Source organism: Arundinibacter roseus, assembly GCF_004348825.1.
GTDB lineage: Bacteria > Bacteroidota > Bacteroidia > Cytophagales > Spirosomataceae > Arundinibacter > Arundinibacter roseus.
Genome location: NZ_SMJU01000002.1, coordinates 541,070 through 565,105, shown reverse-complemented (window position 1 = coordinate 565,105; position 24,036 = coordinate 541,070). Strand labels below are relative to the sequence as shown.

At 45.7% G+C, this 24,036-nt stretch carries 20 protein-coding genes; 10 read left to right on the top strand and 10 right to left on the bottom strand.

Going from position 1 to position 24,036, the window contains the following annotated elements; all coding sequences use genetic code 11:
* Positions 1-15: 15 nt before the first annotated feature.
* The 5 genes from EZE20_RS04905 to EZE20_RS04885 all read right to left on the bottom strand — a co-directional run bounded on the left by EZE20_RS04905 (position 16) and on the right by EZE20_RS04885 (position 4,919).
* On the bottom strand, positions 16-1,020 hold the full coding sequence (locus EZE20_RS04905) for a glycosyltransferase family 2 protein (protein WP_228713539.1): 1,005 nt from the start codon (positions 1,018-1,020) through the stop codon (positions 16-18).
* A 313-nt stretch (positions 1,021-1,333) separates the two neighbouring features.
* On the bottom strand, positions 1,334-2,248 hold the full coding sequence (locus tag EZE20_RS04900; protein WP_132115055.1) for a YihY/virulence factor BrkB family protein: 915 nt from the start codon (positions 2,246-2,248) through the stop codon (positions 1,334-1,336).
* Between the two features lie 12 nt (positions 2,249-2,260).
* Positions 2,261-2,674, bottom strand: coding sequence for an acyl-CoA thioesterase (locus EZE20_RS04895; protein ID WP_132115053.1), 414 nt, complete (start codon positions 2,672-2,674; stop codon positions 2,261-2,263).
* Positions 2,675-2,720: 46 nt separating this feature from the next.
* Entirely contained in the window at positions 2,721-3,758 is a 1,038-nt protein-coding gene (gene mltG, locus EZE20_RS04890) for an endolytic transglycosylase MltG (RefSeq protein ID WP_132115142.1), read from the bottom strand.
* Between the two features lie 84 nt (positions 3,759-3,842).
* Entirely contained in the window at positions 3,843-4,919 is a 1,077-nt protein-coding gene (locus tag EZE20_RS04885) for an Ldh family oxidoreductase (RefSeq protein ID WP_132115051.1), read from the bottom strand.
* Positions 4,920-5,050: 131 nt separating this feature from the next.
* Between EZE20_RS04885 and EZE20_RS04880 the strand changes: the two genes are divergently transcribed.
* The 7 genes from EZE20_RS04880 (at position 5,051) to EZE20_RS04850 (ending at position 13,398) form a co-directional block, all read left to right on the top strand.
* Positions 5,051-6,670: a DUF4139 domain-containing protein gene (locus EZE20_RS04880; RefSeq protein WP_132115049.1), complete on the top strand. Its 1,620-nt coding sequence runs from the start codon at positions 5,051-5,053 to the stop codon at positions 6,668-6,670.
* Positions 6,671-6,706: 36 nt separating this feature from the next.
* Positions 6,707-7,321: a DUF502 domain-containing protein gene (locus tag EZE20_RS04875; RefSeq protein WP_132115047.1), complete on the top strand. Its 615-nt coding sequence runs from the start codon at positions 6,707-6,709 to the stop codon at positions 7,319-7,321.
* Between the two features lie 78 nt (positions 7,322-7,399).
* Positions 7,400-8,011, top strand: a complete 612-nt coding sequence (locus tag EZE20_RS04870) for a hypothetical protein (RefSeq protein ID WP_132115045.1) — start codon at positions 7,400-7,402, stop codon at positions 8,009-8,011.
* Positions 8,012-8,141: 130 nt separating this feature from the next.
* The gene (locus EZE20_RS04865; protein ID WP_132115140.1) at positions 8,142-9,386 is read left to right on the top strand and encodes a 3-phosphoshikimate 1-carboxyvinyltransferase; all 1,245 of its coding nucleotides are present in this window, start codon (positions 8,142-8,144) and stop codon (positions 9,384-9,386) included.
* Positions 9,387-9,440: 54 nt separating this feature from the next.
* Positions 9,441-11,039, top strand: coding sequence for an FMN-binding glutamate synthase family protein (locus EZE20_RS04860; RefSeq protein WP_132115042.1), 1,599 nt, complete (start codon positions 9,441-9,443; stop codon positions 11,037-11,039).
* 104 nt (positions 11,040-11,143) lie between these two features.
* Positions 11,144-11,752 (top strand): hypothetical protein, encoded by a 609-nt coding sequence (locus EZE20_RS04855; RefSeq protein ID WP_132115040.1) that lies wholly within the window; start codon positions 11,144-11,146, stop codon positions 11,750-11,752.
* Entirely contained in the window at positions 11,749-13,398 is a 1,650-nt protein-coding gene (locus EZE20_RS04850; RefSeq protein ID WP_132115038.1) for a S8 family serine peptidase, read from the top strand. Before EZE20_RS04855 ends, EZE20_RS04850 begins: the two co-directional genes overlap by 4 nt.
* On the opposite strand, the gene EZE20_RS04845 is transcribed toward EZE20_RS04850, so the two are convergent.
* The gene (locus EZE20_RS04845; protein WP_132115036.1) at positions 13,388-13,927 is read right to left on the bottom strand and encodes an NUDIX hydrolase; all 540 of its coding nucleotides are present in this window, start codon (positions 13,925-13,927) and stop codon (positions 13,388-13,390) included. The genes EZE20_RS04850 and EZE20_RS04845 overlap by 11 nt on opposite strands.
* A gap of 78 nt (positions 13,928-14,005) precedes the next feature.
* Here EZE20_RS04845 and EZE20_RS04840 point away from each other — a divergent pair, with 78 nt between their 5' ends.
* The 3 genes from EZE20_RS04840 to EZE20_RS04830 all read left to right on the top strand — a co-directional run bounded on the left by EZE20_RS04840 (position 14,006) and on the right by EZE20_RS04830 (position 16,711).
* Positions 14,006-14,911, top strand: a complete 906-nt coding sequence (locus EZE20_RS04840) for a DUF2911 domain-containing protein (protein ID WP_132115034.1) — start codon at positions 14,006-14,008, stop codon at positions 14,909-14,911.
* A 251-nt stretch (positions 14,912-15,162) separates the two neighbouring features.
* Entirely contained in the window at positions 15,163-16,329 is a 1,167-nt protein-coding gene (locus EZE20_RS04835) for a sensor histidine kinase (RefSeq protein ID WP_132115032.1), read from the top strand.
* Positions 16,286-16,711 carry a response regulator gene (locus EZE20_RS04830; protein WP_132115029.1) on the top strand — a complete coding sequence of 142 codons (426 nt, stop codon included), beginning with the start codon at positions 16,286-16,288 and terminating at the stop codon, positions 16,709-16,711. The genes EZE20_RS04835 and EZE20_RS04830 overlap by 44 nt, the downstream gene beginning before the upstream one ends.
* 74 nt (positions 16,712-16,785) lie before the next feature.
* Here EZE20_RS04830 and EZE20_RS04825 read toward each other — a convergent pair whose 3' ends face one another.
* The 4 genes from EZE20_RS04825 to EZE20_RS04810 form a co-directional block, all read right to left on the bottom strand.
* A complete protein-coding gene (locus EZE20_RS04825; RefSeq protein ID WP_132115027.1) occupies positions 16,786-18,087 on the bottom strand; it encodes an acetylxylan esterase in 1,302 nt (433 codons plus the stop codon).
* Positions 18,088-18,295: 208 nt separating this feature from the next.
* Positions 18,296-21,466, bottom strand: a complete 3,171-nt coding sequence (locus EZE20_RS04820; protein ID WP_132115025.1) for an efflux RND transporter permease subunit — start codon at positions 21,464-21,466, stop codon at positions 18,296-18,298.
* Between the two features lie 22 nt (positions 21,467-21,488).
* Complete coding sequence (locus tag EZE20_RS04815) at positions 21,489-22,622, bottom strand: efflux RND transporter periplasmic adaptor subunit (RefSeq protein ID WP_132115023.1); 1,134 nt, start codon at positions 22,620-22,622, stop codon at positions 21,489-21,491.
* 33 nt (positions 22,623-22,655) lie between these two features.
* Complete coding sequence (locus tag EZE20_RS04810) at positions 22,656-23,999, bottom strand: TolC family protein (RefSeq protein ID WP_132115021.1); 1,344 nt, start codon at positions 23,997-23,999, stop codon at positions 22,656-22,658.
* Positions 24,000-24,036 lie beyond the last annotated feature (37 nt).

Below are 24,036 nucleotides of genomic sequence, written 5' to 3'. Positions count from 1 at the left end.
TGTGCAAGTTTGTAGTTATTCAGGAATAACAAAATTCTTCCTGAAATCCTTCCTTTGCGGCGAATTTTTTACGTTATGATGCAAATACAACCTGTAAATCCGGTTAATGGGCAATCGAAGTTTACACAGAAAAATGATACATTCGGTAGTAACGCCCGGATCCTCAATGTAGGTAAGCAATTGCCGAAAACGGAGCGCAAGTTCAAACTCCTGCGCATAAAAACATTTTCTGATAAAAGTACGTATCCGATTGGCTAAGGCGTCAAATTCGGCCTGGGTACGGTTCAGATCATAGGCCTTATTACAAACTTTGTAGGTAGATTCGAGCATGCCGCTTCCGGGCCTGAATACCTGCTGCGAAAGTGAATCATCCAAAACCCGCTTTTGCGTTAAGATTTCGTCCTGATAACCGTATGCGCAAAGCGTGGATGAGCGAACCCAAAAATCAAAATCTTCATAAGTAAGCGATTCATCATATCCTCCCAAAATCTCCAACAACGAGCGTCGAATCATCATTGTGGGGGTACAAATGAAGTATCTTTCCAAAATGGAACGGTACACATCACCGGACGGAATCGTGTCGAGGGCATGTCCGTTTTCATCCACGTCAAAATGTGTGCACAGAATTTGGTCCGATTCATTGATGTAAACGGCATTGGAAAAAATCACTCCGAAGTTTTCGGGCAACCGCTCAAAATAGTTAACCTGCTGTTCTACACGATTCGGAAGCAACACATCGTCAGCCGATAAATCAATGATGTACTTTCCTTTGGCAAGTTTCAGGCCCTGATTGAATGCCGTACAAAGTCCTTTGTTCCAGGCATTTTTTATGTATGTAGTATGTGGATATTCCTGACAAAACTGTTCAATTCGTTCACTTGTCCGATCTGAACTGGCATTGTCAATTACAAGGAGCTCAATAGACGCATAGGTTTGGTTCATAACCGACCGCAATGCGTTTTCTACGAATGATTCGTGATTATAGGCCGTACAAATAATTGATACGAGGGGTTTTTTCATTGACATTCCAATTAGTACCTGATTCGAGGATTTTAACTTTGATGGTACTAAGTAAGCTACTTTTTAAGTATGGAAACTTATTTTTGAGTAAACGGTTGAAAAGCAGATTCTTCAATACGTTTTATTCACTAGACATTCTCAGGATTGGCCGCAAGTATCAAACAAAAAATTTAACATGATTAAAAATTGGCATGATATTCGATAAATAGTTATGTATTGATGTTTTAACGGGATTTCTTTCTTTATAACGTCAATTAATGGGTTAGGGTAATACATCAAATGCCGAATGCACTCGTATTCGGCATTTATCTTTTCACTCCTCCTTACCTTTCTTTGCTCCAATTATGCTTGCGTTTAATTCAAAGCCAAAAATCAGCAAAAGAGAAATCAGGTAAATCCACACCATAAGGGCAATCATTGTTCCAATAGAGCCATAAAGGGTGTTATAAGTACCAAAATTGGAGAGATAAAAGGAGAAGCCATAGGTAGCCAGGACGATCAGTGCAGAAGCCAGAATAGCACCGATGTTAAAAAATGACAGGCGAACCTGCCGATGTGGTGCAAAGCGATAAATCAGCGATACGCCAATGGCAAGTGAAGTGAAGGTGGTCAGGTAACGGGTGATATTCACGACGGGAAAAATCCAGGAATCCTGAATAATATTCCAATTCTTGACTAAATCCATGACCCGGTCGCCAATAATTAGTAATACTACCGACAAAAACAGAACAACTCCCAATAGCATAGTCAGCATTAAGGCAATAGCCCTCGTCCGAAAAAAACCGCGATCGTCAATATCTTTATAAACTATGTTGAACGAACGCATCAGCGACACCATTCCGTTGGTAGAGGTAACGATGGTTAAAATAAAACCTATCGAAAGAATGTCCCGACGGGGGCGGCTGATGATTTCCAGAATGGTTGATTGGGCCTCTGTGTAAATTCCACGTGGCATAATTTCCCGCAAAAACTCCATAATCTGCGCCTGAAGGTTTTCGACTGGAATATAAGGAATGAGCGTAAACAACGAAATGAGCGCAGGAAATGCCGACAAAGTCAGGCTAAACGCCACAGCTGTTGCCCTCTGATCAATGTCAGAGACCATCAATTTATCCAGTAAATTAACCAGAATATCGTACAGCGACACCGATCCCCGAAAGAGGGTTGTGCTTTTCAGCCATTGGCTGATTTTAAGAAAGTAACGATTTTCCAGAATCTTTTCGAGCATGGGCAAATTAATTCATACGTCGAAATACGGACGAAGTCGTTGAAGCAGCGGCTCCGGCGCAGTACAGAGCTTTCCGGTATCTTTACGCTGAAAAACGAGCGTTGTTTCGCCCGTATGTAACAGGACGTTTTCCTGATTTCTTATTTCATAGTCAAATACGACCCTTGCGGACGGCAATTTGGAAATTTGTACCCGAACACTCAGCAAATCGTCGTAGCGAGCGGGCCGCAAATAACGCGACCGATTTTCGTAAACCGGCATCAAAATTCCTTCGTCTTCCATTTCCTTATAATGAAAATCAAGACTTCGCAGCGCTTCTACCCGACCAATTTCGTAGTATCGGGCATAGTTACCGTAATATACATATCCCATTTGATCCGTATCGGCATATCGAACCCTGATCCCTTTTACTTCATAACTAAACATTCCGAAGGGCGGTTTTAAATAAATCAAATTTTGTGTCTATCAGGTACTATTTTAAAATATTGCGTCGATTCAATTCTGCCTGATATAGGCGGGCATTGGCCAAATGATCAGCATAATTTTCGGCAAAAGCATGGTAGCCCGACAAATCAGCTTTGGCACACATATACGTATAGTTGTGCTTTTCATAATTGAGTACGGCATCCAGCGAAACGAGATCGGCAATTCGGATGGGGCCCGGTGGTAAACCCGTATTCAGATATGTATTGTAAGGAGAAGGCACCCGAAGCTGCGCAGTGAGGATTCGCTTGATTCCAAAATCCTGTAGTGCAAATTTAATTGTCGGATCGGCCTGCAAGGGCATATTGATTTGCAGACGATTGATGTACATACCGGCCACTCGTGGGCGTTCGTCTTTTTTTCGGGCCTGCTCTTCTTCCACAATTGACGCCAAAATTGACACTTCCAGCGGACTCATATTAATGGATTTTGCTTTGGCGAGCCGCTCTTCGGTCCAGAATTTTTTGTATTCACTATGCATCCGATCCATGAACTGCTCCGTGCCTACGGTCCAGAAAATATCGTATGTATTGGGTAAAAATAAACTTACAATGGTAAGCGTATCAAATCCATATTTTTGACAAAGTTCGGGGTTGTTCAGTGCCGCCCGAAAATTTTCTTCGCCAAAGGAAAACCGAGGCCCAATGCGTTGAATCAGTTCTTCTTTCAGGCGAATATTATTAAATGTAAGCCGTACAGCATCCTGATTTCCCTCTTTAAGTTTTTGAATGAATGCATAATTAGTCATGTCGGGCTTAATTACATACCGTCCCGGCCGCACGCGTTCGGGATAGTTGAGCAGCTTGGCCAAAAACTGAAACGATACCTGATCATTGACTACCCGATGCTTTTTGAGGGTATCCAGTACATTTTTGTAGGTAGCACCTTCCGGGATCAGTAAGGCAAAACTTTCGTTTTTTTCAACCTGCAGGTTTGGCGTTTTAAATATTTGCCAAAAGTAAAAAGTGAAGGTAGTGGTGATTACCGCCATGGTGATAAATGCGCCTACCTTAAAATTGCGAGACATCATGATTGAGTTTCCTAAGTAAATAACTAGTGTTGACAGGTAGCAAAACAATCAGAAAAGAGAGTTTTATTACCTAAATAAAAATCAGATTCGTTCAAATGGAATGGAAAATCGCTGTGCCAGATCGAGCAATGAATCTACTACGGGTTCCAGCAAGGGAATTCCCTCCTGCCGGCGGCGCGCTTCGGATTCCCGCTCGGGATCTCCCGGAATCAGTACCTGCTGCCCTTCCACGGCTTTTGCCTGCCGGAAGCGCTGAATCCAGGTGTCCATATTTTCTTTAAATTCAGTAGCAGGCCGAAAGCCATCGACTCGCATGGCTCCCAAAAAATGCCCCGTACCCAAACCTACTCCTGCTTGTGCAGCCATAAATCCTGCCGTTGCGAAAGGCGGCACCCACGGCCCGTAGTTAGCTCCTGAAAGTACACCTGAAAAAATATCTACAATGGCACCCAGGCCGTATCCTTTGTGGCTGCCATGCTCACGGTCGGAGCCTAAGGGCAACAAACCACCCCCATTTTTAACGGCATTGGAGTCGTCTGTTGTATTTCCTTCGGCATCCTGCGCCCAGCCGAGTGGCGCAGGCAGACCTTTTCTTTGCAGTATTTCAAATTTGCCATAGGCAACTGCCGTAGAAGCAAAATCTGCTACAAAAGCGGGCTCATGATTAGCTGGCACGGCAACTGCTACGGGGTTGGTTCCCAGTAGTTTTTCCAGCGAAAAGGTAGGCGTTACCAAAGGCGCGGCATTGGTCATAGTCCAGCCGATCATATCCTTTTCAAGGGCCATCATGGCATGATAGCCCGCAATTCCAAAATGGTTGGAGTTGCGTACCGACACCCAGCCCGAACCTACTTTTTCGGCCTTTTCCATCGCAATTTTCATCGCTTGCGGCGCCACCACCAACCCCAATCCACGGTCGCCATCGACGGTAGCCGTGCTGGGTGTTTCGTGTACAATCGTCACCTTTGGCGTTGGATTTAGCCTTCCATTGTCGTACAAACGCACGTAGCCCGCAAGCCGTGCAATACCGTGCGAATCGATGCCACGCAAGTCTGCGCTAAGCAGTACCTCAGCTGCAAGGCCTGCTTCGGAAGGCGGGCAACCTATTTTTTCAAATACTTTTTGGACAAAATTTTGTAGGTAATCCGATTGGTACATGCGCTTACGAAAAGGAATGAGGTATTTTTATAAAATGATTGAATAAAAAGCAAACTTTGCAAAGGTAGTGGTGCAAATATCCGAATCCCTTCACACGTTACAAAATCAGTGTTTCAATAAACGGCCTCCCAATGAAAAAGATTCTTTCCTTTATTGCTATTTCTCTTAGCACATTTTCGCTGGCTTTCGCTCAAACGCCAAACGAGCAGATTATTAGTACTACATTAACTCATGCGACGGTTTTTCTCAACCGGGCACAGCTGACGGCAACCGCCAAAGCAACTCTTCAAGCCGGGGAACAACGTGTAATTCTGGACAATATTCCCCTGAGTATTGATCCGGGTAGTATTGAGGTGCGCGGTACTGGCGGGGCCATCATTAAAGGCGTTCGTTTTGAACGCGACTACCTGCAAAGAGCCCAACGTCCGGCAGGAATCATTCGGATGGAAGATTCTCTGAAAATTGTTCAAAATCAACTGGCGGTAAACTTGATTACCCTCACCGCGCTTGACGAAGAACGCGCGTTGATCGTAGCAAATAAACAGGCTGGCGGCACGGCTGCGGGTGTAAAAGTCGCTGATTTGAAGGCATTGGCTGATTTCTATCGGGAACGCCTTGCAGATATCGGCACCCGGCAACTCCAAATAAAGGACACCATAAATCGACTGAAAGAACGGGAAAATAACATTAAAAATCAGCTGGCCGACTGGCAGAACCGACGGAATCAGCCTACGGGACAAATTCTGGTAAATCTGAGCGCAACCGCCCGCACGTCTCTCCAACTCGAAGTTTCTTACGTGGTTGCAGATGCAGGATGGATGCCCGTGTATGACGTCCGTGTGAAAGACACGCAAAGTCCGGTTTCGCTTGCTTATAAAGCCAATGTGTATCAGAATACAGGACAAAACTGGGAGGCGATCAAACTGACGCTATCTACCTCTAACCCGTCGCTCAACGGCACAAAGCCGGAACTTGGCACTCAGTTTGTGCAATTTGAGCAACCCGTTGTTATGCGAAAGGAACGCATGCGCACCGCGGCGCCAACTGCCGCAATGAATAGTTCGGAACAAAGCATAAAGATGGACATGTCTGTACCCGAAGTCGAATTGATTACGTCTGCTTCGTTTACCCAAATGAACACCAATGATTTATCGGTTTCATTTGAAATAGCCCTTCCTTACACGATTCCATCCAATGGTTCAGGACAGGTGGTAGACATCGCGCAGCATGAAGTTGCAGCCACGTATCGGCACTTTGCGATTCCAAAACTTGACCCGGACGCCTTTTTGATTGGGACAATTACCGACTGGGAAAAATACAATTTATTAAACGGTCAGGCAAATGTCTATTTTCAAGGAACCTACGTAGGTGAAACGCAGTTACTGACTCAAAATACTGCCGACACCTTGAACCTTTCGCTGGGGCGGGATAAAAAAATAATTATAAAACGGGAGCGCATGAAGGACTTTACGGCTACCAGAATTTTGGGAAATCAGGTTCGGGAAACCGTCGCTTACCGCGTTACAATCAGAAACACGAAAAATGAAGCCGCAACTATTACTCTGGAAGATCAAATCCCGGTTTCGACGAATAGCGACATCGAAGTAAAACTGGAAGAGTCTACTGGTGCTACCTATACTTCCGAAACGGGTCGATTGACCTGGAAACTTTCACTGAAAGCCAATGAAAGCCGTACGGTTGAGTTTCGATACGAAATAAAATACCCCAAAGGGAGAATAATTACCTATTAATAAATTCAAACAAACAGGTCGTACGTACCTGAATCCATGGAAATCAAAAATACCTTCCTGAAACGAATCCTGAGTTATTTTGTCCGGGGGCTGATTCTTGTTGCTCCGATTTATTTTACGATCCTGATTATCTGGACCGGCATAGAATCTCTTGATAGTATTTTACCCATTTCTATTCCAATCTCCAATAAGAAATCGGTCTATTTCCCCGGACTTGGCATGATCATTATTTTGTCAGGTATTATTCTTTTGGGCTTTTTCTTTTCGACGGTTGTTCCGCAATCTTTCTTTAAATTCAGTGAAAGTATTATGCGGAAAATTCCACTGGTAAGTATTATTTACTATTCCATCAAAGATCTGATTTCGGCATTTGTTGGTGACAAGAAAAAATTCAATCAACCGGTGTTAGTAACTGTAAATCGGGAATCTGATATTAAAAAACTAGGATTTATTACCCAAACAGATCTCAGTCATTTGCACATTAAAGATTATATTGCAGTGTATATGCCACATTCATACGCGTTTTCGGGAGAGCTGTTCATCGTTCCTATCGGCAATGTTACGCTACTGAATGCATCAAGTACTGACATAATGAAAATGATTGTTTCGGGCGGGGTTTCTGTAAAAGCTCAGGCCGAAGAACAGGCGTAAAACTCAGCAATCGGGCCTTAATAGTACCAATTGGCTTTTTTTACCTTGTCAATTCAGACTATTAATACCCTTTTGACCATGAGAAATTATCTGATTTTTTCGCTCTTCATACTTTCTTTTACTCCACTTTTTGCACAGGATCACTATGACCCGGCAAAGGCACTTTCGAGTGAAGAGCTGTTTTTGAAGCAAAATCAAAACAACCGGGTTTTCCTGAAAGCCGATCAGAACTACCTGATTCTTGATGCCTCAACGATGGTCGGGGGCTATCATAGGCAGCGTTTTTTTCCGGGAGATAACATCCGTTTTACGCTCAGAGGCGAGTCTACACGTTTTGAAGAAGAAATTTACAGCGTTTCTGATAGTAGTTTCACCTTTGTGTTAATCAACGAAGCTGCCGGAAAAATGGAATACCGCGAAGTGATGCTTCGGGATATTCATAAAGTAAAAACCTTTCGCCGCATTCCCTGGATCACTGAGGGTGCTTTTCTGCTTCCGCTTGCCGGACTCACTTACATTGGTGCTGATTTTTTTAATAGAGGCATTGACAATCAGCGATTTACTACCGACCGTCAGACACTCCTTGTGGGTGGAAGCATGATGGCTGCCGGCTTTGTTTTTTATAAAATCAGCTTTTCTACAATTAAAATGAAGGGCGCAAATCGGATACGGGTGCTGCAAACCTACTAGCCACTTGCTGCCAAACTACCTGCGGAGTCGTTCAGAACGGCGATTTTTTTGTACCTTTCGGCCTACTTTTTCGGCCTTTGCTTTGGTAAAGGCTACCTGTTATGTGTTTGAATCTAGACCTTATTTTACAGTGAACGCCATTCTCGTACAACCTCCCAAATCTCCGGTTAAAGCCGAAATAAAACTCGCTGCTTCCAAAAGTGAATGCAACCGCGCGCTGATTTTACATGCCTTGACCCATTTCAAAAGCGAGTTGACCAATATTTCAGAAGCCCGCGACAGTCAAACCATGCAACGGCTGCTGCATGCGCAGGAGGAAATCGCAGATGTTATTGATGCAGGAACCACGATGCGTTTTCTGACCGCCTATTTTGCGATTACCGGACAAAAAAAAATAATGACCGGCACCCCACGCATGTGCGAACGCCCCATAGCGCTTCTGGTAGATGCTTTGCGGCAACTCGGCGCTTCTATTGAATACCAGAAAACGGTCGGTTATCCACCGATTATGCTCAATGGTTTTTCATATTCAGGGGTTAATACGCTGCAAATCAGAGGTGATGTAAGCAGTCAGTATATTTCTGCGCTCCTGATGGTGGCGCCTCTCCTGCCCGATGGCCTGCATATTGAACTTGTAGGAGAAATTGGTTCACGTCCGTATATTGAAATGACTATTGAACAAATGGCGGCTTTTGGCGTGGAAGTTCAGGCAGACTGGACCGCAAAAAGACTTTCGGTTTCTCATCAAAACTATCAGCCTCAGCCCTATGCCATTGAATCCGACTGGTCGGGCGCTAGTTACTGGTACAGCATTGTTGCTCTGGCAGAAGATGCTGAGATTGAATTGCTGGGTCTGAAAGAAGAATCGTTACAGGGCGATAGCGCCATAGTAGATATAATGGAGCATTTGGGCGTTAGAAGTACCTTTACGAAGCGAGGCGTTTTACTTGAAAAAACTACCACGGCTCCTTCCATCGGCTGGGATTTTACCAACTGCCCGGATTTGGCTCAAACCGTAGCTGTTTGCTGTGCCATGAAAAATATTGAATTGTCCATGACTGGTGTTGAAAGCCTCAAAATCAAAGAGACCGATCGCATTTTTGCCCTGCAAGAGGAATTGAAAAAGCTGGGAGCTGAACTCAAAGAGGTGGAAACCAATCATCGCTACGAAGTTACGCGAGTACAGACTATCTCTGCCGAAACTACGCCGTCCATTCATACTTACGACGACCACCGCATGGCGATGGCCTTTGCCCCAGTCGGGATGATTCAGCCCATTTTGATCGAAGAACCCGGCGTGGTCGTAAAGTCTTACCCAACTTTCTGGGAACACTTAGGACTTATTACGACGCTGGAAGAACTCGAATTGTCCTGAATCTATTCTTAGGATTTTTAAAGTCAAAATCTGACTGTTAACCCTCATTTCGACATGCAAGTGCTTCTCTCCCTACCCTGGTGGGTATATGTATTGGTTTTATTGCTCGTTTTGGCTATGCGGGATATGCTTCAGAAAAAGCATACGATTCAACACAATTTCCCATTAGTCGGACACCTTCGGTACATGATTGAGAAAATTGGCCCGGAGTTGCGGCAATATATTGTGGCCAATAACCGCGAAGAACTGCCCTTCAATCGGCGGCAGCGCTCCTGGATTTATGCTTCTTCCAAAAAAGAGAATAACTATCAGGGTTTTGGCACGGATCAGAATATGCACGAAGCAGGCTATATTTTCATAAAACCTGCGCTGTTTCCCACGAGACTTCCCAAGACTCATCCACATCACATTCATAACACTACGCATCTCAACCACTACCTGCTTCCGGCGGCCAAAGTTATCGGTTTGGCGCACGGACGTCGCCGCCCCTATCGGCCTCGTTCGGTGGTCAATATCAGCGCAATGAGCTACGGATCACTTTCAGCAAATGCGGTTGAAGCGTTGAATAAGGGTTCTTTGAAATTTGGAAATTTCCATAATACAGGCGAAGGTGGGCTTTCACCCTATCATTCCTTTGGGGCGGATGTTGTGTTCAATATGGGAACCGCCTATTTTGGTGTAAGAGATGATGACGGCAATTTTGTGCTTGAAAAACTCGTGCAGATGACGCAGCAGAATCCATTTGTACGGATGATCGAACTAAAATTGTCACAAGGCGCCAAACCGGGCAAGGGTGGATTGCTGCCCGGCAGTAAAATTACTGCCGAAATTGCGGCGATTCGTCATGTACCTCTCGGAAAGGATGTGGTTTCTCCTGCCTATCATAGTGCCTTTACGGGTGTTCAGGGGATGATTGACTTCATCGAAGAAATCGCTGAGGCAACCGGCCTGCCTGTAGGAATAAAGGCCGCAGTGGGCAAACTCGATCTTTGGGAAGAACTGGCTGACCTCATGGCACTCACAGGCAAAGGCCCAGATTTTATTGCCATTGACGGCGGCGAAGGCGGCACCGGAGCCGCACCACCTGCCTTTGCGGATCACGTGGCTTTGCCCTGGGTGCACGGATTTAGTAAAGTCTATACTCTTTTTCAAAAAAGACATTTAACCGAAAAAATAACCTTCATTGGCTCCGGAAAGCTCGGATTGCCTGCGCATGCCATTATGGCGTTTGCCATGGGAGCAGATATTGTAAATATCGCCCGGGAAGCAATGCTGTCGATTGGTTGTATTCAGGCACAAATCTGTCATACCAATCGCTGCCCAACCGGCGTTGCCACCAATAATCCGTGGTTACAGGCCGGACTTGACCCCACGTTAAAAAGTGAACGTTTTTATAATTACATGAAGACAATCACGAAGGAAATCATCGAAATCACCCATGCTGCCGGGTATGAGCATCCGTGTCAGTTTACAATGGATGACGTAGAAGTAGCAATGGGTGATAATAACCACACATTACCACTGCTATCCGTGTATAACTACGCTAAAGATGAAGTACCTTATTCAGGATTTGATCCTTTGATTACCTGTGCATATTTAGGCGGTTCAGGAAACGCAGTACGTCCAGAACAGGGAGGCCAGAAAATAGCATGAAAAGGAATTTGACATATCTTCTCTTTGAAAGATTTCCTTTAAAAAAGCTTTTAACTGCCGCCTGTATCATGTTCTGTTTGGGCTGTCAGCCAGAAACTCCACTTATGGCAGAAAAAGAAATCGACTATTTTCCGCTGGAAATTGGAAGGTATCGAATATATGAAGTAACCGAAACCCAATACGCCGTAGGCGCTGACCCGCAAGTCCTGACGTACACGCAAAAGGAACTGATTACCGGAAAATATACCAACGCAAAAGAACAGGACGTTTATCAGATAGAGCGTTCAGTGGTAAATGAAACTGGTACAGGAGTGGTAAATCAGGTACTAAATGTTTGGAAATCTGAGCAGCGAGTAGTTGTTCATGAGGAGGGCATTAGTCGGGTAGTTCTTGAATTTCCAGTAAAAAAAGACCTTATATGGGACGGTAATCGCTACAATTTACTGGGCGAACAAGCCTTTGAAATCACGGTGATGGAAACGCCTTTTTCAACCACAAAGGAAACATTTCCCCTTAGTCTCACCGTTATACAACAGAACGATTCAACCTTGGTTTCTTTGCAAAAAAGTAAAGAAGTCTACGCCGCCTCCCTTGGGTTAGTTCAGAAAGAACAGAAAAACCTTCGCTATTGCAGCACTCCCGACTGCGTTGGAAAAGGCATCATCGAAAGTGGATTTACAAAAATCAGTACATTAATTTCTTACGGTAAATGAGAAAAAGTATAGTTTTAATCGCGTTTGGATTTTTTTTTCTCAGTCCCTGCTTGCTTTGGGCGCAGGAAATTCCGCGTTATTTAGTTCTGTTTTCAAATAAATCAAACAGCCCATTTTCCACTACTTCTCCCGAAGCTTTTTTATCACCAAGGGCCATCGAACGCCGTGCCCGTCAGGGAATTTCCATTACAACCTCAGACCTTCCCGTCAATCCCGGGTACACGGAGGCGGTCCGGCAAACCGGGGCAAAAGTACTTTTCACCAGCCGTTGGCTCAATGCTGCGCTACTGGAAGCAACCGATAGCCAACTTACAGCTATTAAAGCGCTTCCTTTTTTTAAGTCAATCGAAAGAGACCTACCGCTTGCAACTTCTCAAACAGCCGGAATTGGGCGTTTGGGAGCGGTGCAACAAAAATTTGGTACGCAGGAAACCATCGATCATGGACGAATGCTCACGCAGTTAAACCTGCTCGGCATTCCCCAAATCCATGAAAAAGGTATTCGGGGCAAGGGAATTTTAATTGCCGTGCTCGATGCCGGTTTTTCACGCGGCAATGAAGTTCAGTACATCAGGCATCTTTTTGATAACAAACAAATTATTGATACCTACGACTTTATTTCGCGTGAAAGCGATGTTTTCGACGATCACTTCCACGGGCTGAACTGCCTGTCCACCATTGCGGCCAATCAGCCCGGTACTATGGTTGGCGCTGCTTTTGAGGCCGATTTTGCCTTGTATCGAAGCGAAAATGAATATTCAGAAACGCCGTATGAAGAAGCCACCTGGCTGATGGCCGCTGAGCGTGCCGACAGCGTGGGTGCTGACATCCTCTCGTGCTCGTTGGGCTACAATCAATTTGATAACCCTATTTATGATTATTCCTATGCCGACATGGACGGCAAAACAGCATTGGTTACGCGTGCAGCTCAACAGGCCGCACGCACGGGAATGTTGGTGGTCAACGCGGCAGGAAATTCCGGAAATGATCCGTGGAAATTCATCACGGCACCCGCCGATGCTGATTCTATTTTGACAGTTGGCGCTACTTTTTCGAATCGTAGCTACGCGCCATTCAGCTCGGTGGGTCCCACCGCAGATGGAAGATTAAAACCTGATGTGGCCGCCATGGGTGCCGGAACAGTCATTGGCAACAATCTCGGTCTGGGTACGGTCTCTACCGGAAGTGGTACTTCTTTTGCTACGCCTCAAATTGCCGGTTTTGCAGCGCTGCTGTGGCAGGCCTATCCTTTTTTGCGGACGCAGGAATTGATTCAAATTATTCGTCGGGCGGGGCATCAGGCCGCTAATCCTGACAATCTGCTTGGGTTCGGAGTCCCAACGATTCAAATTGCTGAGGAAACTATTCAAACCGAATATACGCCACTAGGCCTGGAACCCTCTTTGGTTGAGCACATTGAAATTTATCCAAACCCAGTGGAAGATTATGTTTCACTTCATTTTGGACCGGTTTCTACTATGGCTTTACTTCAATTGTACACACCCACAGGTACAATGGTTCAATCCCACGCGCTAACGACCGTTCCTACAGTTCAAATTCCGGTAAGCGCCTTGCCTGCCGGGACTTATATTCTGAAAATCACAATGAATAAGGAGATCAAAGCGCTGAAATTCCTTAAACACTAGCCAGGATTTTACGCTGCATTCGAAGAATTGATTCAGAAGAATTATAATAAGGTACGTCGGACATCGACACCCAGCGTACTTCTTTTGATTCGGCATTGGCAGCCGGCTTTGTAGCAGGATCAGCCACTACCAAAAACCGAATATCATAGTGAAAGTGAGCCGCTTCCTTTGCATTGGCCGGAATCAGGTGAACATCTACATCAAATATTTCATTTCCAACAAGTTGTCCGAACGCCCCGGTTTCTTCTTCGGTTTCTTTCAATGCTACTCGTCGTACATCCGGGTCGCCATCGCAGTGGCCGCCAGGCTGAAACCATCGATCCAGCTTCTTGTGATGCATGAGCAGTACCTGCTGTAGATCCGGCGATATTACCCAAGCCGAAGCCGTAACGTGTCCTGACGGTAAACTACGCTCAAAACAAAGAGAATTTTGCTGAACAAACACCTGCGTTTCCAACACCATTTTCCGCTCGTTTTCATCTTTTGGGTGATAATTTTGTAACAATTGTAACAAATCCTGACGGTGCATAACAGTAGGCTTTTACTATTTTTAGTTCTAATTTTACCCAAAGTTGAAGAGTTCAATTTAGAATCAAAAAACCTGTGTATGAAAAAGTACTATTTATCTTTTGCCCTGGCGTTAGCCATTGCTGGCACCTCACTGGCGCAGCGCACCCCTCAGGCAAGTCCGGCTGCTACCCTCATGCAGACCGTTGGCGTTACTGACTTTACGGTAGTTTACTCACGTCCGGCTGTAAAAGGACGTACTATTTTTGGTGACAGCACTCTTGTTCCTTACGGTCAGGTATGGCGTACGGGCGCCAATATGGCTACTACTTTGCAGGCAAGCACTGACTTTATGTTTGGTGGCAAACTCGTTCCTGCGGGTAAATATGCGCTATTCTCAGTTCCAAACGGCGGTGAGTGGACCCTCATTCTGAACAAGAATTTCAATCAGGGAGGTACAGCTGACTACAAAGAATCAGAAGATGTAGCACGCGTGATGGCCGCACCTGCTTCCGCTCCCTTTGCAGAATCATTTACTATTTCATTTTCTGACATTACCGACAGTACCTCGGTTTTAAATGTAGGGTGGGCTTCTGTCAATGTACCTGTTAAGATTACGGTAATGACTACCGAAAACACGATGGCTGCTATGGATAAGGCAGTTTCAGAAAAACCAGAAGATCCTGCAACCCTGCAAACTGCTGCGAACTACATGCTCAGCAAGGGGAAAGATTTACCCAAAGCGCTTGCATTAGCCGATAAATCAATTGGATTGGGGGAAAATTTCCGCAACCTGTGGCTAAAAGCTCAAATTTTGGCGAAAATGGGTAAGGTTGCTGAGGCTGTTCCGCTTGCACAAAAAGCGTTGGCTTTGGGACAATCATCGAATGATAGTGCCTTTGGATTTATGAAACCCCAAATCGAAAACGGTTTGAAAGGCTGGCAGGCGATGCTGCCTGCGGCGGCTACAAGCGCAGTTAAAAACCTGAAAGGAAAGAAAAAATAAGTTATTTGTTGCTTCGGCACCGGGCCCGCTGATTCGTCAGCGGGCTTTTTTTGTATCCATTTTTTTATTTTTTAATTGAATTAATTTATACGCATTTTTCGAGAAAAACGGATTGCTGCATCTGATTTGGTGAACAAGCAAAAAATCAATTAAAAATCCACTAGTAGCTTTAAATAACCTGCTATATTTAACTTTATTTAGACAAAAATTTCATTTGGCCTGCTTCCAACTACACCTTTTTTCTAATACCTATGAATGAGGTCCTTGATTTCTTTTCAAACCTTGGCGGTACTTCCGATTGGCCTCCGCGGTGGCATTGCGGCACATGGTCCGATTTTCACGGATGGCTATATATTGGCTCAGATCTAATGATTTGGATGGCCTACATGTGTATACCGCTGATTCTACTACGGTTTATTTTTGTCAAACAAGGTATTCCGCTTAAAGGTGTATTCTGGCTTTTCGGGGCATTCATTTTACTTTGCGGACTTACACATTTACTCGATGCGCTGATGTTTTGGGTCCCCGTATACCGCATCAGTGCAATCGTGCGATTCCTGACCGGACTTGTGTCAATCGCTACGGTGATTGCGCTGATCAAGTACTTTGATGATGCCGTGGGGCTACGAACTTCCCAGGAATATGAGTACGAAATCAGGTACCGGCAAAAGGCTTTACAAGCGCTGGAACGTTCCAATGAAGAGTTAAAGCAATTTGCTTATGTAGCCTCTCATGACCTTCAATCACCCCTTAAAACGATTGAAGGCTATCTGGGTTTGCTGGAAAGCAAGTACGAAGCGCAACTCGACGAAACTGGTAGAAAAATTCTAAAAACCACTTCAAACTCGGCCAATCGCATGCGACAGCTGATCAATGATCTCCTTGAATTTTCACAGGCGGGCATTGGGCAGGATTTGGCCGAAACCTCCATTCAGGAAATCGTTGGAGAGGCAATGGAAGAACTACGGCAGGAAATAAACGAAAGTGGCGCGGTGATTCAGGTTGGAACGATGCCTACCCTTCGCATTTCACGCTCGGACATCAAGCGGGTTTTTCAAAACCTTATTTCAAATGCCATAAAATACCGGCGAAAAGATATTCCTCCACGTATTTATATTTCTGCACAGGCTCACCACAAAGAATGGTATTTCCGAATACATGACAACGGCATTGGCATAGACGAACTCTATCATCAAAAAATATTCCTCGTTTTTCAACGCCTGCACCACCGAAACGAATATCCGGGAACGGGTATTGGACTTGCTACCTGCAAGAAAATTATTGAAACTTATAGTGGTAAAATTTGGTTAAAAAGTGAACCGGGAAAAGGAAGCGACTTCTTCTTTTCACTCCCCGAAAATCTGGAAACCATTCATGATTACGAACGACAAAAGGAGCTGCGTCCTGCTAGTGGATGATGATCCTGATGATATTTTTTTGCACAAACTGGTCATCGAGGAAAGCGGCATTGATCCCCAAATTATCGTTGCTGAGAATGGAGAAGAAGCCCGAAATTATTTTTTGACTACTGATTCTGCCCGTTTTCAAAAACCCGATGTAATTCTGCTCGATATTAACATGCCGCGTATGAATGGCCTCGAATTTTTGGCGTGCTACAATGCACTCAGCCCTGAACTACGTATAGACACGAAGGTGGTAATTCTTTCAACTTCCATGTACGATTTTGAAAAGGCCCGCAAGATTTATCCAACGATCATGTACTGTACCAAACCGCTAAGCCAACAAATTTTTCTCGATATTTATCAGGGAAAACATCTTCCTTTAAAAACCAGACCCTGACTTTTCTCAGCTTGTGAGAAAGGTCAGGGTCTGAGTTTTTTGGAACAAATTGTGGCCGGTTACTATTCTACGACTTAGTTGCCGCCTTTTAAGCGCGCCAATAGCCATTCGGTCATCGTATCCCGCTGTTCGGGATAGGTCCAATGTCCTGTATCGTGCGCCAAAAACAAGTCCTTTTTCGACGAAATGACGTTATACGCTGCGTACATAGAGGTTGGTGGACAGGTCTCGTCGTTGAATCCCCAGGAATATTGTCCGGGAATTTTCACCCGGCGCGCAAAATTTACGACATCATAGTAGCCTACCGTTTCCAGTTTTTCCTTTTTCTCGTTTACTGCCCGACTATTGGCCGAAAAATAGTGCGGCCAACCGCCCGCCCGGTTAGACAAATAGCCCGTCATATCACTCAATGCCGGATAAAACGCCCCCAGCCATTTTACTCTGGAATCGAGAGCGGCAGTAACAATCGACAACGCACCGCCCTGACTACCGCCCGTTACGGCCAGGTTGGTCCCATCAAATTCGGGCAAACTTACAAGGAAATCGTTTGCACGAAGGCAGCCCAAATAGACGCGTTTATAGTAGTATTTATCTTTATTATCCAGATTGTAATTCATATAATTTTCCAGCGCACCCGCCCGCAGGTCGTTATACACGGATAAATCCATCGTGACCGGGACGCCGTGAATCCCGATTTGCAGCGTAATAACCCCTTTTTCCGCATTGGCAATATCGCCAAAGTAAGGCCGAACACCTGCGCCAGGTACGTGGAGAAGAGCAGGATACTTGCCCGCTTTTTTTGGCATGCTCAAAATACCGTACAATCGCGAATTTTGGTGATTTTGCAAATTGACGTGATATACATTAACGGTTTCGGTGCAACGCTCGGGCAGTAGCGTCATGCGTGCGTCCATCGGAATTTTGGCGAGACCAGCCTTTGCATCGCTCCAAAACTGATCAAAATCGGCAGGATCTGCTACGGTAGGCTGAATCTTTTCTGGCTCAAAGCCAGCCGCTCCCAGTCCGCGATACTCGACACCGTCGACTGTGGCGACGACCACACAGCGCACGAAGCCCGGAGTTTGAAGCGTTCCGCCGTCCAGCATGATACTTCCCGAAGGCAGAGTTTTGGCTTCTTTGGTCGTTGCGGGCATCTTTTCGGGCCCGATTTCATAACGAACGGTGGCATTCTTTACCAGATTACCGCTTTTTATAACCTGAACGGTAAACCGAACTTTTTCACCCGTTCGATACGTCCAATCCACATGGTCCGGGGCTACAAGTACCTTCACTAACCGCTCGACGGGCTGCGCATTTACGGAAGTCAGAAAGATAAAGACAAGGGCAATCTGCACCCAAAAGGAGCGATTTTTCATGGAATCAGGGTTTTAGTAGTTTTGGATAAAATTCATTTCTGGTAATGAAAGTCCATTTGTATCCGTATTTATCCTTCATCGGTAGGAATAATTTCCAAGATGCTTAAACCAGCAAAACGCCCGAAAGCAAATAGCCTCCGGGCGTTCTATCAATAATTATCATCCGTATTAGAGGTAGTTGTTTTTTTGCCAACTACCCCTGATTTTTCTACTCAGAAGCGGCCGGATTTTCGATTGCAGGTCCAGCTTCGTGAATATCTTTCCTTCCGTAGGCTATTTTCCCAATACTTGCAAACAGAACCGGAACTACAAAAATGGCCAATAGCGTAGCCGCAACCATCCCGCCAAGTACTGTCCAGCCAATGGTGGTACGGGCGGCAGCTCCGGCTCCCTTTGAAAAAGCAAGGGGTAAAACTCCCAGAATAAACGCCAAAGAAGTCATGATGATGGGCCGCAGGCGTAATTTGACCGCTTCAAGCGTAGCGTCCCAGATTGATTCTCCGTGATCGACCCGTTCTTTGGCGAACTCTACAATAAGAATAGCATTTTTTGCGGCAAGTCCAATGAGCGTTAGCAGACCAATTTGCGCATAAATATTATTAGTTAAATCTTTAAAAAGACTCAACGTTACTATGGCACCGAACGCACCAATCGGCACGGCCAACAAGACCGCAAACGGCACCGACCAACTTTCGTACAAAGCCGCCAAAAAGAGGAATACAAACAAAATAGACAATCCGAAAATATACACGGTACTCGTACCTGCGTTGATTTCTTCTAGGCTCAGTCCGGTAAATTCATAGCCATATCCTACCGGAAGTACTTCTTCGGCCACTTCGCGCAGAGCATCAATGGCCTCGCCACTACTGTATCCGGGCGCAGGATTTCCGTTAATTTCCGTTGACCGGAATAAATTATAATGTGAAATCAGGGGAGCACTTTCAACTATTTTATGGGAAACCAGCGCGCTGATTGGAACCATTTGTCCGGCCTGATTGCGTACATGATATTTTCCCAATTCTGCAATATTTGCGCGGTAATTGGTATCGGCCTGCGCCACTACCCTGAAATTTCGACCATAAATGGTAAAGTCATTTACATATCGACTACCCAAATAAGTTTGCAACGTACTGTACACATCTGAAAGAGAGACGCCCAATTGCTTCACGCGGGCGCGGTCTACCGTGAGTTGGTAGCCGGGCGTGCGGGCAGTAAAGAAAGAAAATGCACCGGTAATTTCGGGTCGCTGATTGGCTGCGGCCGTGAAATTTTTGACAACTTGTTCAAACTGACGAATGTCGTCGTTGCTTTCGCGCTGTTCCAACACAAAACTAAAACCACCCGTTCGCCCCAAACCCGGAATAGCAGGCGGTGTTATGACGACCACATTGGCTTCTTTTAAACCAGCCACTTTCCGCCGGATTGATGCCGCTAAACCATCCACGGTCAGGGAATCGGCTTTGCGGTCTTTCCAGTCGTCGAGCTGACAAAAGATCGTCCCGCTGTTTGACTTGGAAGCAAAGGTTACTACATTCAACCCACCCAAACCTGCATAATGATCGATGCCCGGCGTATCGTCAAGAATTTTCATGAGAGAATCCAGCGTTTCGATGCTTCGGGTTGTGGAAGCTGCTTCGGGAAGTTCGTAGGTAACAAATAACCGTCCGCTGTCTTCCATCGGAATAAATCCGGTGGGTTTGGTGGAAAACAGAAATCCGGTACCCAAATAAAGACAAATAAGGCCGATCAAAACGAGCGGAGCCTTACGAATCGAGCTCTTCACTGCTGATGAATAACCATTTGTTACCCGAGCAAACCAGGTATTGAATTTATAAAAAAAGCGATTGAGCCCGCGAGAATTCTCATCCAGTTTCATCGGACGCAACAACATAGCGCAAAGCGCCGGCGTGAGTGTAAGGGCCACAAAGGCTGATAGTAGCACAGAAATGGCGATGGTAATGGCAAATTGCTGGTACAGCCGCCCGACGATTCCGGGAATAAACCCCACTGGTACAAAAACCGCTGCTAAAATCAGGGCAATAGCAATCACCGGACCCGAAATATCCTTCATGGCTTTTCGGGTGGCATCTTTGGCCGAAAGTCCTTCTTCGTCAATGTAATGTTGAACGGCTTCGACCACCACAATCGCATCATCAACCACGATACCAATCGCCAGCACAAAGCCAAACATCGTGAGCGTGTTGATGGTAAAACCGAGAGGAATGAAGAAAATGAACGTTCCGACAATAGAAACCGGAATGGCCAACAAAGGAATGAGCGTCGCACGCCAGCTTTGCAAAAACAGAAAAACTACGAGTACAACCAGCAAAAGCGCTTCAAATAAAGTTTTAACTACCTCATCAATAGACACTTTCACTACTGAAACGGCCTCAAAAGGAACAATGTAATCAAGATCGTTGGGAAACGACTTTTTGAGCTGAACCATAGCGTCATACACGCCCTGAGCCGTTTCGAGGCTGTTGCTTCCCGGCGCTTCGTACACCAGCAGATAACTAGCCCGTTTGCCATCAACAAATGAATTACTGGAATAGCTAAACTTGCCAAGTTCAATTCGGGCAACATCTTTCAGGTATACCAAAGAGCCATCGTCGGGGCGGGTTCGGACGATTACCTCGCCAAATTCTTCGGCGGAAGTCAGGCGGGAATTGGTAAAAACGGTATACTCAAATGCCTGAGCGGAATTTTGCGGTGGCGCTCCTATTGAACCTACCGCTACCTGTAAATTCTGTTCCTGCAAAGCCGACACCACCTCCGCAGAAGTCAGCCCAAGTTGGGCCATTTTGTCGGGTTGCATCCACACCCGCATACTGAAATCGTCGGCACGGCTAAAAATATCACCAACGCCTTTTACCCGCAAAAGAGCGTCTTTGATATAAATATTGGCGTAATTGTTCATAAAATTAACGCCATGCGTTTCGTTCGGAGAATACAACGCCACAAGCATCAGAATGCTCGGATTCCGTTTACGAACCGTCAAACCAAGGCGGGTAACTTCACTCGGAAGCTGCGGTGCTGCCACGCTCACCCGGTTTTGCAGATCAAGAGCGGCAATGTCCACATTGGTCCCAACTTCAAAAACCGCACTGATCGACGTCCGGCCATCGTTGGTACTTGTACTCGACACATAGCTCATGCCGGGCGTTCCGTTGACCTGTGTCTCAATGGGCGTAGTCACCGTTTGCTCCACGGTTGATGCATCTGCACCGGTATAGGTTCCGGTGATTTGAACCGTTGGCGGCGTAATATCAGGATATTGGCTGATGGGCAAATTGATAATAGCGAGCACACCAACCAGCAATATCACCAGCGAAATGACAATTGCCAGGATGGGTCGGTTGATAAATCTATTTGCAAACATGGTTTTTTGTTAAAGTGTAGGCCTAGCGTACTGTTGTAGCACCAACCGAGGTAACTTGTACTTTGGCTCCGTTTTTGAGTTTTTGAATTCCTTCGGTAACAACCTCCGTCCCTTCCGTAAGGCCTTCCTGAATCACGATTCGGTCGTTGACGAGCGTTCCGGTTTTGACTTGCTGCTGCTGCACGCTATCTCCTTTGACTACGTACACAAAATACTCCCCCATTTGCTCTACCAGCGCTTTTTGGGGAATCAGCAACGAACTACCGCTCGTTGAGCTTTTTACCCGTACCTGCACGGTCATTCCGGCTTTAAGCAAACCGTTTGCGTTTGGAAAAACAAGCCGGGTTTTGATGGTTCCCGTTTGAGTATCGACAGACCGGTCAATCAGCTCAATTCTGCCCGTTTGCGGATACACGCTGCCATCCGGGAGGGCTAGTAAAAAGGTAGAATCAGCCACGTTCCCTTTTTTCAGCAAGCTCGAAAACCGAGAAATTTCTTTTTGATCCACCGAAAAATCAACGGCCATCGGGTCATCCGTAGAAAGTGTATTAAGCAAGGTCTGATTGCTCATGACCAGGCCGCCCATCTGAACCTGAGAAATCCCGATTGTGCCCGAAATCGGAGCATTGACCGTCGTGTAACTTAGCCCCGAACGGAGCTGCTGCACGGATGCTCTCGCCGCCTGTACCTGCAATTTGGCGGTTTCCAGGCGTGCCAGTGCATTGTCGAGCAACTGCTTCGCAATTGCTTCGTTTTTATCAAGTTCAATATAACGATCAGCTTCCTTTTGAGCCAAACGCTCGTTAGATTCAGCCACATTAAGGGCAGCCACGGCCTGATCAACCGATGCCTGCGTTTGCTGCTGATCGATCTGATACAGCCTTTGTCCTTTCCGAACCTGCTGACCATCCGAAAAATACATCCCAGTTACGTAGCCACTTGCCATTGCCCTGATTTCTACCACTTTGAGTGGCTGAACTGTCGCCGGGTATTCGTCATACGAAACCGCAAGGCCCTGCTCTACCCGAAAAGTAGCTACCGGAATGGCAGCCGGAGCCTGCTGCTGTTGGGGTTTTTCAGGTGAACCACCACAAGCCATCAGCACATACAGAAGTGGAAGGCTCAGAGCAGCTGAGGGATAGAGGTTTTTTTTCATAAATCTATTAGTTAACATCTTTTCTATTCACGCTTAATAATCTATTGTACCTAAGGCTCTTTCGACATCCAATTTCCGACTGATTACCTGATACAGCGCATTGGCATACGTCAATTCTGCGGTTCGCAAATCGGTTTGGGCTATAATAACTTCAAGATAGGTTTTTACACCCGATTTATATTGAAGTTCAATGACGTCATACACCTCGCGGGCAAGCTCAACGTTTTCTTTAAGCGCCTGATAATTAACCCACTCTGCTTTGTAATAAGCCAATGCCTGTATGTATTCAGAAGAAATGGCATTACGCAATCCCTGTACTTCGGAGTTGGAACGCTCCAATTGCAACTCGGCAATTTTCATAGTGTGTAAACGTTTTCCACCCTGAAAAATAGGATAGGCAAGCGTGAGTCCAAAGAGCGAATTGGGGAAAGATTGGGAATATAGCTGACGAAATTCCTGATTTTGGTACACCAAATTATAATTCAAAAATGCCGAAACCGTGGGCAGGCGACTCCACCGCTCATAGTCAATTTGAGATTTCAACAGTTGCTGCCGGGTTTGAAGGAGTTGAAATTCAATTCGGTTTTCGTACCGAACCATCTGCATCGTGTCCAAATAAGCCTCCGCTTCGAGACGGGTGCTGCTGTGCGACAAACGTAGCGGTTCTTCTACGGGGAAACCCATCCGATTTTTCAAAACTGCTTCACCCGCGCGGGCCTGCTCCTGCACCTGGCGCAATTGAACCCGGGCGTTATTGAGGGCAATTGTGGCTCGCTTGTAGTCTGTTTTATCTACAATTCCCCCTTGAAACTGATTGAAGGTATCTTTCAGATTACGCTCTAAACGGCCAATTTGAGCTTGTAGAATATCCTGCTGCTGAATCGTCAGCAGTAAATCAAAAAAAGCTTTGCTGACATCAACAGTAAGGTTAATCTTCAAATTTTCTGTATTCTGAGTCACTTGCCGAAGCACGTCTCTCGACGTGCGATTGGCGAGCAAAACGTCGCGATTGAACAGGGTCTGAGTCAATGAAAAAGCCCCGGTGGAAGTATTCTGCACGCCCGTTTGAACTTCCCGTCGAGGGCCATTTGGATTGGTGAAATCGGGCAAAATGATTACTGGAAGCTGTAAGAAATGTTGGAGAGAAAAGTTCAGGTTCAGTTGCGGGTACCAATCAGCCAACCGACTTTTGATCATTCGGTCCACAATTTGTTCATCAAGCTGCAATTGCCTGATTTCGGGTTGATGATTGAGTGCGTAGGTAATACATTCTTCCAGGGTCAACGAGTCCGCGGAAGTATTGGATGAAGTTTGTTGCGCCTGACCAGAAGAAATGCTGATTAGCCAAAAGCAACAGAGGAAAAGTTGTATTCTCATGTGACAGTGAACCGGTGAGTACCGTACATAATGTGCC

What these genes read in the sequence shown, in the direction of transcription:
- EZE20_RS04815 (WP_132115023.1), bottom strand. Translation starts at nt 22,622, where the DNA reads ATGAAAAAAAACCTCTATCCCTCAGCTGCTCTGAGCCTTCCACTTCTG.
- EZE20_RS04860 (WP_132115042.1), top strand. Translation starts at nt 9,441, where the DNA reads ATGCAAGTGCTTCTCTCCCTACCCTGGTGGGTATATGTATTGGTTTTA.
- EZE20_RS04885 (WP_132115051.1), bottom strand. Translation starts at nt 4,919, where the DNA reads ATGTACCAATCGGATTACCTACAAAATTTTGTCCAAAAAGTATTTGAA.
- EZE20_RS04825 (WP_132115027.1), bottom strand. Translation starts at nt 18,087, where the DNA reads ATGAAAAATCGCTCCTTTTGGGTGCAGATTGCCCTTGTCTTTATCTTT.
- EZE20_RS04835 (WP_132115032.1), top strand. Translation starts at nt 15,163, where the DNA reads ATGAATGAGGTCCTTGATTTCTTTTCAAACCTTGGCGGTACTTCCGAT.
- mltG (WP_132115142.1), bottom strand. Translation starts at nt 3,758, where the DNA reads ATGTCTCGCAATTTTAAGGTAGGCGCATTTATCACCATGGCGGTAATC.
- EZE20_RS04905 (WP_228713539.1), bottom strand. Translation starts at nt 1,020, where the DNA reads ATGAAAAAACCCCTCGTATCAATTATTTGTACGGCCTATAATCACGAA.
- EZE20_RS04845 (WP_132115036.1), bottom strand. Translation starts at nt 13,927, where the DNA reads ATGCACCGTCAGGATTTGTTACAATTGTTACAAAATTATCACCCAAAA.
- EZE20_RS04810 (WP_132115021.1), bottom strand. Translation starts at nt 23,999, where the DNA reads ATGAGAATACAACTTTTCCTCTGTTGCTTTTGGCTAATCAGCATTTCT.
- EZE20_RS04850 (WP_132115038.1), top strand. Translation starts at nt 11,749, where the DNA reads ATGAGAAAAAGTATAGTTTTAATCGCGTTTGGATTTTTTTTTCTCAGT.
- EZE20_RS04895 (WP_132115053.1), bottom strand. Translation starts at nt 2,674, where the DNA reads ATGTTTAGTTATGAAGTAAAAGGGATCAGGGTTCGATATGCCGATACG.
- EZE20_RS04880 (WP_132115049.1), top strand. Translation starts at nt 5,051, where the DNA reads ATGAAAAAGATTCTTTCCTTTATTGCTATTTCTCTTAGCACATTTTCG.
- EZE20_RS04875 (WP_132115047.1), top strand. Translation starts at nt 6,707, where the DNA reads ATGGAAATCAAAAATACCTTCCTGAAACGAATCCTGAGTTATTTTGTC.
- EZE20_RS04900 (WP_132115055.1), bottom strand. Translation starts at nt 2,248, where the DNA reads ATGCTCGAAAAGATTCTGGAAAATCGTTACTTTCTTAAAATCAGCCAA.
- EZE20_RS04840 (WP_132115034.1), top strand. Translation starts at nt 14,006, where the DNA reads ATGAAAAAGTACTATTTATCTTTTGCCCTGGCGTTAGCCATTGCTGGC.
- EZE20_RS04820 (WP_132115025.1), bottom strand. Translation starts at nt 21,466, where the DNA reads ATGTTTGCAAATAGATTTATCAACCGACCCATCCTGGCAATTGTCATT.
- EZE20_RS04870 (WP_132115045.1), top strand. Translation starts at nt 7,400, where the DNA reads ATGAGAAATTATCTGATTTTTTCGCTCTTCATACTTTCTTTTACTCCA.
- EZE20_RS04855 (WP_132115040.1), top strand. Translation starts at nt 11,144, where the DNA reads ATGGCAGAAAAAGAAATCGACTATTTTCCGCTGGAAATTGGAAGGTAT.
- EZE20_RS04830 (WP_132115029.1), top strand. Translation starts at nt 16,286, where the DNA reads ATGATTACGAACGACAAAAGGAGCTGCGTCCTGCTAGTGGATGATGAT.